Raw genomic sequence first — 12,686 nt, forward strand, 5'->3', positions numbered from 1 at the left:
CATCTTGACCGGTGTCTCGCGAAGCGAAGCGAGCGAGCCGGTCAAGATGCGCCGACTCGGCATTCATTCACTCCTGGTGGTCGAGCGTGTCGAGACCATCTGTCGCGTGACCGTTTCTTCGGGGCTGGTGTGGGCCGCCGACCCTTGCTTGGAGGGTCTTCTCGACGGGCCCCGGAGTAAAGGACGGCCTGCGGCCGCCGGCTTTGCCGGCCGCTATCGCGGTCCTTGACACCGGAGCCCGTCGAGAAAGGATTTGGCTGGCTATCGGGGCGGCGGCCCGGGTGTGGCGCAGCGCATTCTTGCCGGAGAGGGTGGGGCTTGTGGGGGTGGGGGCTGGCCCTTCGGGCCACTTACCATCCACAGCAGCGAGGCCGTTCGCTCACCGCAGAAATAGCACTTGACCTGCACCTATGGGTGGTTAGATATCCGTGGAAGGCGTAGAATCAGACCCATCACGACACACCTGTGAGGGGAGGGATCACGATGAGTCTCGAACACGACGTCAACCACTGGGGCAGCAACCCTGGTAACCCGATCGACGCCGAACTGGCCGCCATCGAATCCTCCCTCGACAAGCTGCTGACCCGGGACCCGGCCTATTGGCGCACCGGCCAGAAGAAGGACCGCCTGACCCAGCTGGAAAAGATCCACGCCAAACAAGCCGCACTGAAGCTCCGGGTCCTCGCCTCTGCCGGTGACATCGCCGAGGAGACCGGCGCGAAGGACGCCTCGGGATGGCTGCGGACCGAGCTCCTCGTCGACAAGGGTGTGGCCCGTTCGCAGATCAAACTCGCCGCCGGCGTGGCCAAGTACGACCTGGTCGCTGCTGGTCTGGCCGAGGGTGTGGTGTCCCAGGACAAAGCGCGGGTGATCACCACGGCCCTCGACGCCATCGAGGCCGACCCCGCCGCCAGCACCGAAGACCTGATCCTGGCCGAGAAGCTGCTGGTCGACTACGCCATCCAGCTGACCGCCAACCAGCTCAAGATCGCCGGTCGCCGGGTCCTGGCCGAGATCGACCCCGCACGGTTCGAGGAAGCCGAGGCCAAAGCCCTGCAGCGGGAAGAGGAACACGCCGCCCGGCGCACGTTTTTCTCCTCCCATGACAACGGCGACGGCACCATCGACATCCACGCCCGGGTTTCCCGTGCGGTCGGGATCAGGTTGCGCACGATGCTGGACTCGTTGGCTCAGCCCCGGAAGTGGTCGGCCGAGGGCAAGGGCCGCAAGGCACCCTACGACCGGTTGCTGGGGCAGGCGTTCGCCCGGGTGGTCGAGACCTACGACGTCGACCGGTTGCCCAGGCACGGTGGCCATGCCACCACGGTGTTCATCACGATGAGCGTGGAGGACCTCCGCAACGACCTCGGCACCGCAGCGTTGGGGTTCGACGGCGAGAAGATCACCGCCGCCGAGGCCCGCCGGCTGGCCTGCAACGCCGACCTCGTCCCCGCCGTGCTCGGCACCAACTCCGAAGTCCTCGACCTCGGCCGCACCGCCCGCCTGGCCCACCCGATCCAACACCGCGCACTCCGGCTCCGAGATCAAGGCTGCCAAGCCGAGGACTGTGATGCCCCCGCCGCCTGGACCGAAGCCCACCACCTCAAACCCTGGTCCGAAGGCGGCAAGACCGACCTGGCCAACATGGTCCTGCTGTGTCCCAGCGACCATCGCCGCATCCACGACGCCGGCTCTGAGTATGAGCGACTCCCAGACGGACAGATCCGGTTCACCCGACGAACCTGAACCAGCCACGCCCGAAACCAGACCACCCCACCACGCACGTCCTTGGCCGCCACGCGTCCGCTGAGACGATCGGCGAGCGCTTCCCTGACCCTGGTGGGACTGACGGTCGTCGAGCCGGGATCGCAGCCGCATCGTGCTGCCGCTGCGTCGAGCCGATCGCCGCCCCCGAGTCGATCGCTAGCCCGTGCCGATGGCTGGACGAAGGTCCCCGTGGATGCCGATGCTGCCCACGCCACGGTTGGTTCCGCACACCCCAGTACATGGGAGTCAACATCTCGGCAGGCCACGGCGCCCGTTGCCTCGCTGCCGGCGCCGTCCCCGCCGAGGCGGCCAACGCGCCACCCTCCCCGGAGCGACGCGCGCTTGCGAAGCCCGCCGCCTTCACGAGGTGTCATCGTCTAGTAGAGGCCCCGAGACCCCCTGAGGGGCATCGACGCCAACTCCCAAGCCCGTACCCAGCCCAACAACTCCGCGCCAAACCCCGCCGCCGACCCCGAAGAACCGAGCATCATCCGATCGGCTATCCGATCGTGGCCCATTGCCAGATGGCCACGAGCCACGATCACGCGATCGTTGAGCCATGAAGAATTCCACGTTCACCACTCGCCCCGTCCGTCTCCTCGCGACCTCCCTCGCCGCCCTCGCCACCGCGGCCGTGCTCGCCGCGTGCGGCGCGACCGACGGCGCCGCTTCAGGCTCCGAGCAGGCCGGCTCGGCCCAGCAGGCAGCCGAGTCGACCCAGACCGCGACCCCCTCCGACGTCCTCGCCTCGACCGCGTGGGAGACCACCGGCGCGGTGGACCAGGACGGGAAGGACGTACCTCTCGAGGACGAGAACGTGTCGACCTTCGTCGGCTGGGCCTACTTCGACGCCGACGGCACGTTCACGATGTACAACCTCGACGACTCCCCGAAGATGCAGGGCGACTGGACCGTCAACGAGGACGGCAGCTCCCGCCACATCGTCGCCAAGGACGAGGCTGGCGAGGTCATGTTCGAGCGCGACTCGGACATCGTCACCCTGACCGAGGACGAGTTCACCTACCGGGTCTTCCCCGACGAGAACGACAAGTCCGTCTACTTCGACATCGTCCACACGCCCACCGACCACGCGGAGCCGACCAGCTGACCTGATCCGACGGGGTCAGCGTCCGACCAGGCCGGTCTCGTAGGCCAGCACCACCAGCTGGACGCGGTCACGAGAACCGGTCTTGGCCAGCAGTCTGCCGACGTGGGTCTTCACGGTCGCCTCGGCGACCACGAAGGTCTCGGCGATCTCGGTGTTGGACAGGCCGCGACCGACCAGCGTGAGCACCTCGCGCTCACGCTCGGTCAGCGTCTCCAACCGCGCCGCGACCGCCGGCCCGGCGGTCGCGGGCGCGGCGGCGGCGAAGTGCTCGAGCAGGCGCCGGGTGGTGCTCGGCGCGACGACCGAGTCGCCGGCGTGCACGGTGCGGATCGCAGTGAGCAGGTCCTCGGGCCGGGCGTCCTTGAGCAGGAACGCCGCGGCGCCCGCCCGGATCGCGGCGAAGGCGTACTCGTCGAGGTCGAAGGTGGTCAGCACGATCACCCTGGGTGCGCCTTCGCGGCCGGCGATCAGACCGGTCGCCTCGACGCCGTCCATGCGCGGCATGCGTACGTCCATCAGGACCACGTCGGCCTCGGTCCGGCCCAGCGCGACGACCGCCTCCTGGCCGTCGCCGGCCTGACCGACGACGCTCAGGTCGGGCTGGGAGTCGATGAGCATCCGAAAGCCGGCGCGGACGAGCTCCTGGTCGTCGACGAGAAAGACTCGGATCGTCATAGGGCCAGTCATAGGGAGAGTCTCGCGTAGACACGGAAGCCGCCGCCGGAGGCCGGGCCGGTCTCGAGCGTGCCGCCATGGGCGGAGATGCGCTCCTGCATTCCGATCAGACCGAGGCCGCCGCCGGGATCAGCGGATCCGTCCGCGGCAGCCCCTCGGCCGTCGTCGATGACCTCGATCGCGAGGCTGCCCTCCTCGACCGTCACGGTGACCCTGGCTGCGGCACCCGGACCGGCGTGCTTGCGTACGTTGCTGAGCGACTCCTGCACCACCCGGAAGGCGGTCAGCGCGACACCCTCCGGCACAGCGAGTCCGGGCTCGGGAAGATGCGCCGTCAGCTCCATGCCGCCGGCCCGGGTCTCCTCGACGAGGGTCGCGATGTCGCCCAGCCGGGGCTGCGGACGGGTCAGCGCGTCCCCGTCGCGCAGGAGGCCGAGCAGCTGCCGCATCTCGGCCAGCGCCTCCCGGGCGGTCTGCGCGACGGTCTCCAGTGCCTTCGGGGCGAGGGCCGGGTCCTGCTCGGCGGCATAGCGCGCGCCGTCGGCCTGGACCACGATCACGCTCAGCCCGTGGGCCACCACGTCATGCATCTCGCGTGCGATCCGCGCCCGCTCCTGGGTCGCCCCGAGCTCGGCGCGCTGCTCGGCCTCGCGGCGCAGCTGCTCGTTGCGCTGGATCAGGGAGTCGACGTACGCCGCCCGGGTGCGCGCCAGCGCGCCCAGCGCCCAGGCGGCGACCGGGAAGGTGGCGAGCGAGAGGCTGATCGAGATGTAGGAGCTCCAGTCGATGCCTTCCGGTTCGTCACGAACCTCGATGTTGGATGCCGTATCGACCGCGCTCAGCCAGTCATGGGCACCGAGGCCGGCCCCGAACAGACCGACCCCCAGCGCGGCCAGACCCCAGCGCGGGCTGGCGTAACGCGCCACCGAGTAGACCGCGATCGGGAAGGAGACCTGGGAGACGAGCGGATAGTCGAGGAGAAGCACCTGCAGGCCGCATGCTCCGGCCACGATGGCGAAGACGATCACCGGGTGCCGACGGCGCCACAGCAGCGGTACGAGCTGGATCACCACGAGGACCAGATCGGCGACATGGTTGGTGCTGGAGACGTCCTGGGCCGCGTCGCCGCTGAGCAGAGCCTGGATGGCGTAGAACGGGATGATCAGGAACAGGGTGCCGGCGAGCAGGACGTCGAACCACCATCGCCCACGCGGGCCGAGCCGCCAGGGCCGTACCAACTCCTCCACGCACCCCACCGTAGAGGAGCCGAGGCGGCCACGACGTCAGCCCAGGGACGGATGTCACGGTCAGACCCCGGGCGGACTAGAATCCAGAGGCTGGCAATGGATATTCGCAGTTCGATGGTGCCTGGGAGGGCTCGTGGAGGCAGTGCGCTACGTCGCGATCGGTGACTCGTTCACGGAAGGAGTCGGCGACGAGACAGCTACCGGTCACGTACGCGGCTGGGCCGATCTGGTCGCCCAGGGCTGGGCGGCCTCGGGAGCTCGGGTGGAGTACGCCAATCTCGCCATCCGCGGGCGCCTGATCCGCCCGATCGTGGAGGAGCAGCTCCCCGCCGCGCTGGCGCTGAAGCCGACCCACCTCTCCTTCAACGGCGGCGGCAACGACATGCTCCGCCCGAAGGCAGACGCGAACGCGATCGCCGACTTCCTCCAGCCGGTGCTCGAGGCCTGCGACGCCAACGGGATCACGCTGATCCTGCTCTCCGGCGCCAACCCGTCGGCCCGGCTGCCGCTCGGCAAGGTCTTCCAGCGGCGCGGCGACGAGCTCTGCGACCTGGTCGAGCAGCGCGTCGCCCACCGCGACGACATCGTGCGCGCCTACAACTGGCCCGACACCACCCTCATGGAGGGACGTTTCTGGTCCGAGGACCGGCTCCACATGAACGCCCGCGGCCACCACCGTGTCGCCGCGCGTGTCCTCGACTCGCTCGGCGTCGAGGTTCCGCAGGGCTGGTGGGACCTGGACTTCGAGGCCGCGGCGGGCAAGAACGGACTGGCCTACTACCGCGAGTTCGTCGGTCCCTGGATCCACCGCCGCCTCACCGGTCGCTCCTCCGGAGACGGCCGCACCGCCAAGTTCCCGACCTGGACGCCCACCGCGGACATGTGAGACCCGGCCGCGGCATGGTGCCGGCGGCCGGGTGTCAGGGGACGTACGGGATCAGGGCTTGGTGAACTTCGTCGCGTACTTCTTGAACGCGGCCTTCGTCTTCGCTCCGGCGACACCGTCGATGGTGAGCTTCGCGCCGACCTGGTGCCGCAGCAGGCGCTGCAGCGCCTTGATGGTGTTCTTCCCCGGGTCGCCGTCGATCGTGCCGGTATAGCCGTAGCTCTTCTTCAGGTACACCTGGAACGCCTTCCAGCTGTTGGTGCCGAGCTTGCCGTCGATCTTGCCCGGGTACTTCTTGCTGGTGTAGCCGTACTTCTTCAGCACCTTCCCCTGGATGACCTTGGCCTCGGTCGTGGAGAGACCGAAGTTCTGGGTCGACTGGGCGGAGACCGAGGAGGCGGCGGCGATGTTGCCGGTGCCGACCTCGGCGTTGGCGGTGCCGGACATGGCGAGGACGCCGGTGGCGGCGAGGCCGGTCGCCACGACGGCGCCGACCATACGTCGGGTGATGGTGGAGGTCACGATGGTTTCCCTTCGGTGGGTGGGTTGTCGTGACAAGCCAACCGACCGGCGCCGTCTGGGATCCGTCCAGATTCTGGCACCGGTGTCCACGATCTGACAGAAACCTGTCGTCCTGCGAGCCAGAACGGCGGAGGCTCAGAGTCGTCGGACACGAAGCACGCAGGTCACCATCGGGAGGGTGAACTCGCCCGCCGAGGTCTCCGACCTGGTCGCGAGGTAGCTCCGGATCCCGGCGAGGGCGGACTCCCGCTCGTCCTCCGGCATCACCAGCATGCCGGCCCTGGTGCCGAGAGTCGCCACCAGCGAACCGGCCGTCCGACGCTGCCCGTGCGGAAACCCGCGCTGCGCCGGGGAGCCGAACCGGGCGGGCGCGGGCGTCGTCGGCAGATGCAGGGCCGCCGTCTCGGTACGCCAGCTCGCGGGTGTGTCACGTGGCCCGATCGCCGCGGGGCCGCTGACCCGCGCCAGATCGGCGACCCAGTCCACGTCGTCGTCCACCGTGTTCCACAGGCCGGCGAGCACGCCGCCGGGGGTCAGCACCCTGGCGATCTCGGGGCCGGCGACCGCCATGTCGAACCAGTGCATCGCGTTGCCGGCGAGGACCGCGTCGACCGACGCGTCCGGGAGCGGGATCGACTCGGCTCTCCCCGCGTGTGCCGAGATCTCCGGAAGCTCGCGACGCAGCTCGCCGAGCATCTCCGGATCGGGTTCGACGGCGGTGACGTCGGCGCCCATCGCCGCCAGCGTCACGGTCAGCTTGCCCGTGCCGGCGCCGAGGTCGAGGACCCGCGGCCCGGGGGCCGGGCGGAGCGCCCATCGGACGGCGTCGTGGGCGTAGTCGGGTCGATGTGCTGCGTACGCTGTCGCGGCGGTGCCGAAGGAGGACGCGTGCAGGTGCCGGGTGTCGGGATCCATGCGATCAACCTTCTGGTACGTCGGCCGTTCATGACCAGTGGCGGCGGATGACGGCGGTGACGTCGAAGGGGTCGGATCCGCGCTGGGCGGCCAGGACGCCGGCGCCCTCGGGTGAGCCGGTGTAGAGGAGTCCGGAACCGCCGACCCAGTGCGCCCACGCGGCGTGGAATGCCTTCGCGTCGGCGGCGCGACGGCCGAGGGCGGCCGGGACCGCGTGCCAGGCCTCGGCCTGCGCGGTGTGCCTTCCCGACACCCCGAGCCGTAGCGTCGCGGGCAGGTCCAGGCCACCGACGACCGGACGCGAGACCAGGTAGCGGGGCGCGGCGATCGGCGCCAGCGCCTCCTCGAGCGAGGCGGCGAAGAGCGCCGACTCCTCCTCGGGGACCCCGGCCAGATGCAGCCGGTAGCTGCCGTCGGTGTCCACCGCGATCTCGAGACCGGCGGCGCCGACCGAGGTCTGTCCGGTCGTGTTCAGCGCGTCGGCGACCGCCGCCCCGACCGCCCCGACCGTCGGGCGCCGGCGCAGCTGGGAGGCGATCCGGGTGCTGTCGCGATAGACGTACGCGGCCCACAGCGCCCACAACCCGCCGACCAGCCCACCGACCGCCCCCGCGATCCCGCCGGCGGCACCGAGGGCGAGCGCCAGGACCAGACCGACGCTCAGCAGCGCCGCGGGCCCGAGGACGGCCTTGGCCGGAAGGTGCCACTCCGGCACCCGGCCCTCCAGCAGCCGGAACGCAGGTGGCCGGGGAGCGAGCACGGCCCCCGACGGCATGCGCAGCACACCCGCCCGGCGGAGCCGGATCCTGACCGTGCGGCCGGCAACGTCGGCGTACGGCTCCCCGATCCGCCACCGCTCCCGGATCGCCGTGCGGTCCTCCGAACGCGCGACCATGCGGGCGTTGACCGTGTCGAAGTCGGACTCCGGCGGGGCGGCGTACGGCGAGAAGGACTCGTCGATGTGGCCGACGCCGTCGACGACGGAGCCGTCCTCGTCCGCGCCGAAGAAGCCGGTGTGCTTGCGGACCAGGCGCTTCCAGTCGTTGTCGCCGCGTGGGTGCTCCTCCTCGACACAGACGACGGTCCAGTTGACCGCGACCTTGTCGGGCCGCTCCGGATCCGTACGCAGCGACCGGCCGCGCAGCTGCACGACCGCCGTCGTGGTCGTGGCCGCGGTGAGGTCCACGATCCCGGTCACCGACCGGGCGTCCCAACCCTCCCCGAGCAGGCCGCGCGTCCCGACCAGGATGCGGCACCCGCCGGCCTCGAAGAACCGGGTCACGTGCCCGACCCACTGCCGGCTTCCCCAGCGCCCCACGAGGGTGGCGTACGCCTCCTCCTTCTCGACCGCCAGGCCCTCGGCCAGAACAGGGTCGGCCTCGGCGATGTGCGCCAACAACGCGGTCAGGGTCGCCGGCGGCCCGGCGACGGTGGCGCCGGTGACCAGCAGGACGTCGTCGTGGGACGCGCACAGGGCCGTGAGCACCGCCCGCGCGGAGCCGGACTGCTCGGCGATCACGCCGCGCAGGTCGACCGGCAGCGTGGCCGAGGCCCGCTCGTGGTCGGTGACGACCAGCAGCCGCAGCGAGTCACCGTGCGCCAGCCGCTCGTGGTCCACGATGGCCGCGGTCGCCGTCGTCTTCGCCTCCGAGCGCGCCAGCACCCGGTCGACGGGCGAGCGCCCGGCCCGGATACCGCGCCGGGTCAGCGAGTAGCCGACCGCCGGCAGCGCCTGCTTGATCGCGGCCAGCGCCTCCTGGTCGGCCTCCGCCTCGGAGGCGGTCAGATGTCCGCGTACCCAGTCGCCGATCAACGCCACCCAGTCCTCAGCAGACGGGTCGCGACGGTGCGCCTCGGTCAGGGTCGCCCCCTCGGGCAGGGCGAGCAGCCCGCGATGGTGCGCCCGCAGGGCCGCCGTGGCCAGGTCGGGCCACGCCTTCGCGAGCTCGACCCAGGACGGAGCTCCGGCCGGCCGCGACACGTACCGCCGGTCCAGCCAAGTCAGGAACGGCACGCTGCCCAGATCGGCCGAGGTCAGCGCGGTGAGCAGCTCCTCGAACCGCTCCGCGCTCCCCCGCAGCCATTCCCGCTCGGAGGGCGTCGGCGCGGTCAACCAGACCAGGTCCGCGAACGGCGCCAGGTCGCCCTCGCGCACGACGGCCGGGATCGAGGTCGAGAAGACGATCTCCCCGAACAGCAGCCCGACCAGCGCGGACTCCTCCTTGGTCAGCGCCTCGGGCGGAGTCGCGGTCAATCCCAGCACCCGCGCGTCCGGTAGCAGCAGCAGGATCTCGCCGAGCAGCTCGCCCCAGACCTCGAGCAGGTGGTGACACTCGTCCAGCACGAGCAGCAGCGGCCCTGCGCTTCGCAGCCCGGCGACCAGCGCCCGGCCGTTGTCGTGCAGCCTGGCCAGATGGCTCTCCCCAGTCTCGGCCTCGTCGTCGGGGTCACCGAAGACGGCGACCGACTGGTAGGTCAGCGACGTCAGCGGCGCGTCCAGATCCCGCGACGAGGACGCTTCCAGCCCCAGCGAGGAAGCCTGCCGCAGCCACTGCCCCTGGATCGCCGTGTTGGGGCTGAGCACCACGACCTTCGCCCCGGAGCCGATCGCCTCCCGCGCCGTCTCCAGCCCGACCAGCGTCTTCCCCGCCCCCGGCGGCAGCACCACCCAAGCCCGGGACCGCCCCGCCTCCCACGCCGCACCCAGCGCCGAGAGCGCACGCTGCTGATGGACTCGGAGCTTCACCCCGCGAAGCCTAGCCAGCGCCGAGGCATCACGTACGTCGGCCGAGGCGTCACGTACGTCGGCCGACTGGGCAGCCGAGTGCCAACTCGGCCGACCTGCCTGACGCCTCGACCTGCACCGCTGACGTCTCGGCGGTCAGGCGGCGGTGGCGAAAGCCGCCTCCGACTCCGGGTTGCGCGCGACCGAGCGCCGGGCGAGGGAGAACGCGACCGCGCCGAGGACCGAGGTGACCACCATGGTGATCGCCAGCGGCACCGCGGTGTGCTCACCCGCGACGGCACCGAGCGGCGAGGCGAGGCCGCCGCCGAGGAACATGATCCCGCCCATCAGCGCCGAGCCGGCACCGACCGAGGGCCGCGCCTGCTCGATGGCGAGGGCGCCAGTGTTGCCCATGATCAGCCCGACGCAGGTGGTGACGACCAGGATCGGCAGCAGGATGAGCACCTTCGGCACCGGCAGCAGCGCGATGACCAGCACGAGCAGCGCACCGCCGGCCAGCACCGGCTGCGCCGACCGGATGATCCGTGCCGGGTGCACCTGCCGCTTGGCCAACCGAGCCGAGGCCAGCCCGGCGACGGTGAGGAAGGCGGCGTTGACCGCGAACCCGATGCCGTACACGGCCGCCGACGTGCCGATCACCGACTGGTAGAGGAACGACGAGGAGGAGACGTACGTCATCAGGGTGGCGAACGTGAGCGACTGGGTCAGCGTGTAACCGAGGAAGGCGGGCTTGGCGAGGAGACGGCCGAGGTCGGCGTACTCGACCCGGCGGCTGCGTCGCTCGGCCGGGAGCGACTCCCGGATGACCAGGAGCACGACGACGACCTGCAGGACGGCGATCGCGGCGACGATGCCGAGCACCCCGCGCCACGGCACGAACCCGGCGATCGCGCCGCCGATCACCGGGGCCAGGATCGGCGCGATCCCGCTGATCGACATCATGATCGACATCGCCCGAGCGGCCGCGAAGCCGTGGAGTACGTCGGCCACGATCGCCCGCGCCATCACGATCCCCGCCGCGGCGGCGAGCGCCTGGAGGAAGCGGGCCGCGATCAGCAGCTCGACCGTCGGCGCCAGCGCGGCCAGCACACCTGCCGCCGCGGCCACGACCGAGCCGATCAGCAGCGGCTTGAGCCGCCCGAAGCGGTCGGAGATCGGCCCCCAGGCGATCTGCCCGAGCGCGAGCCCGATCAGGAAGGCGGTGAGGGTCAGCTGCACGTTGCTCGCCGCGGCGCCGAGGTCCGTGCCGATCTGCGGGAAGGAGGGTAGGTAGAAGTCGATCGCAAGCGGCGCGGATGCCGAGAGCAGGGCGAGTGCGAGCAAGAGCCGCGGCGGGACTGACGTCACCGAGGAGACCTCCGGAGAGTTTGGTTGAAGAAGACAACCAACCGAACGTCGTAGCCCCGCCGGGCATTCCTCACCAGAGCGTGATGGACCTCTCGAAGATCCCGGTCAGATCCTCTGCCGACGGCTGCTTCGGCGCGGTGGCGAGCAGCCGCTGCTGCTTGAGCGCCCCCTCGACCAGATCGGGGATGTCGCCGGCCTCGTAGCCGACCGCGCCGATCCCCGCCGGGATCCCGATGTCGCGCATCAGGTCGGCGAGCACCGTGGGGAGCAGGTCCCGCGGTTCAGTCCCCGACTCGTCGACACCGGGAGCCAGCAGACGGGCCGCGTGCAGGTGCCGCTCGGGCGCCGCGTCGAAGGTGTAGCGGAAGGCCTCCGGAGCGGTCAGCGAGACCGCCATCCCGTGCGGCACCAGCGCCTCGTCCCCGGGGTAGTCCGCCGGGTGGAAGTCCCGCACCCGCCCGGCGATCGGGTAGGCGCACGCGTGCGGGATGTGCACGCCGGCGTTGCCGAAGCCCAGACCGGCGAAGGTCGCCGCGAACGCCATGTCCCCGCGCGCGAGGGTGTCGTCGCCGTGCGCGACGGCCTGCCGGAACGAGCCGGCCAGCAGCGAGAGTCCCTTCTCCGACCACATGTCGGAGATCGGGTTCGCGCCGCAGTAGGGGACGCGCTGCGAAGGCTCCTTGCGGTCGTAGGAGGTGTAGGGGCGGGCCGTGTAGCTCTCCAGCGCGTGGCACAGGATGTCCATCCCGGACGCGGCGGTCACCCCGGCGGGCTGGGTCATCATCAGGTCGGGGTCGACGACGGCCAGCGTGGGCCGCAGACGCGCGTGCGAGATCCCGGTCTTCACCTTGAGCGAGAGCACGTCGAGCACGCACACGGTCGTCGACTCCGCCCCGGTCCCGGTGGTCGTCGGCACCGCGACCAGCGGCAGCAGCGGCTTCGCGGGGGCGAGACCGCGGCCCACCGGCGCGTTCAGATAGTCCTCCAGCGACCCGTCGTTGGTGGTCAGCAGGTTGACCGCCTTGGCGGTGTCGATGCTCGAGCCACCGCCGACCGCGACGATCGCGTCGAACGGCCCGTTCTCGCGGGCGAACTCGACCGCCGCGCGCATACTCTCGTCGGTCGGCTCGACATGGACGCCGTCGAAGACGACCCCCGTGACGTCGTACGCCTTCATCTGCTCGGCCACCCGCTGCGGCAGTCCGGTCGCGGAGATGCCGGGATCGGTCACCACCAGCGCCCGGCGGGCGCCCAGCGAGGCGAGGTCGTAGCCGATCTCGGCCGATGCGCCGGTGCCGAACTTGAGCTGCGGGGAGCCGTAGGTGAACACGGTCTCGGGGGTGGCGAGCGTCATGAGCGCACGATATCGGCCGGCTCCCACCCACATCATTGTGCGGAGCGCCCAAACGTCTCGTGAGACACCCGTGGTCTTAAGTCATGTATTTCACTAGACTTTATTCAGATCGAATCGAC

The 12,686-nt window shown here is 70.8% G+C and carries 11 protein-coding genes; 4 read left to right on the forward strand and 7 right to left on the reverse strand.

The features are described 5' to 3' along the window. From ACFV9G_RS24885 to ACFV9G_RS24895, 3 genes are all read left to right on the forward strand, one after another. The coding region (locus ACFV9G_RS24885) for a hypothetical protein (RefSeq protein WP_378731035.1) at positions 1-229 on the forward strand (229 nt) is incomplete at its 5' end. Positions 230-483: 254 nt separating this feature from the next. Further along, entirely contained in the window at positions 484-1,746 is a 1,263-nt protein-coding gene (locus tag ACFV9G_RS24890) for a DUF222 domain-containing protein (RefSeq protein WP_378731037.1), read from the forward strand. 580 nt (positions 1,747-2,326) lie between these two features. Then, positions 2,327-2,875, forward strand: a complete 549-nt coding sequence (locus ACFV9G_RS24895; protein WP_378731039.1) for a DUF4822 domain-containing protein — start codon at positions 2,327-2,329, stop codon at positions 2,873-2,875. A 15-nt stretch (positions 2,876-2,890) separates the two neighbouring features. Here ACFV9G_RS24895 and ACFV9G_RS24900 read toward each other — a convergent pair whose 3' ends face one another. After that, a complete protein-coding gene (locus tag ACFV9G_RS24900; RefSeq protein WP_378731041.1) occupies positions 2,891-3,550 on the reverse strand; it encodes a response regulator transcription factor in 660 nt (219 codons plus the stop codon). A gap of 8 nt (positions 3,551-3,558) precedes the next feature. Next, a complete protein-coding gene (locus tag ACFV9G_RS24905; RefSeq protein ID WP_378731043.1) occupies positions 3,559-4,797 on the reverse strand; it encodes a sensor histidine kinase in 1,239 nt (412 codons plus the stop codon). Between the two features lie 133 nt (positions 4,798-4,930). Here ACFV9G_RS24905 and ACFV9G_RS24910 point away from each other — a divergent pair, with 133 nt between their 5' ends. Continuing rightward, positions 4,931-5,683, forward strand: coding sequence for an SGNH/GDSL hydrolase family protein (locus tag ACFV9G_RS24910; RefSeq protein ID WP_378731045.1), 753 nt, complete (start codon positions 4,931-4,933; stop codon positions 5,681-5,683). Positions 5,684-5,734: 51 nt separating this feature from the next. Here the strand turns inward: ACFV9G_RS24910 and ACFV9G_RS24915 are convergent, their stop codons facing one another. From ACFV9G_RS24915 to ACFV9G_RS24935, 5 genes are all read right to left on the reverse strand, one after another. Next, positions 5,735-6,205, reverse strand: a complete 471-nt coding sequence (locus ACFV9G_RS24915; RefSeq protein ID WP_378731048.1) for a peptidoglycan-binding domain-containing protein — start codon at positions 6,203-6,205, stop codon at positions 5,735-5,737. A gap of 135 nt (positions 6,206-6,340) precedes the next feature. Next, the gene (locus ACFV9G_RS24920; protein WP_378731051.1) at positions 6,341-7,120 is read right to left on the reverse strand and encodes a class I SAM-dependent methyltransferase; all 780 of its coding nucleotides are present in this window, start codon (positions 7,118-7,120) and stop codon (positions 6,341-6,343) included. A 28-nt stretch (positions 7,121-7,148) separates the two neighbouring features. Further along, entirely contained in the window at positions 7,149-9,866 is a 2,718-nt protein-coding gene (locus tag ACFV9G_RS24925) for a DEAD/DEAH box helicase (protein WP_378731053.1), read from the reverse strand. A 135-nt stretch (positions 9,867-10,001) separates the two neighbouring features. Beyond that, positions 10,002-11,213, reverse strand: coding sequence for a multidrug effflux MFS transporter (locus ACFV9G_RS24930; protein WP_378731055.1), 1,212 nt, complete (start codon positions 11,211-11,213; stop codon positions 10,002-10,004). Positions 11,214-11,283: 70 nt separating this feature from the next. Next, positions 11,284-12,567 (reverse strand): hydroxyacid-oxoacid transhydrogenase, encoded by a 1,284-nt coding sequence (locus ACFV9G_RS24935; protein ID WP_378731057.1) that lies wholly within the window; start codon positions 12,565-12,567, stop codon positions 11,284-11,286. Positions 12,568-12,686 lie beyond the last annotated feature (119 nt).

The organism is Nocardioides sp. NPDC059952 (genome assembly GCF_042730435.1).
In the GTDB taxonomy this organism is placed as follows: domain Bacteria; phylum Actinomycetota; class Actinomycetes; order Propionibacteriales; family Nocardioidaceae; genus Nocardioides.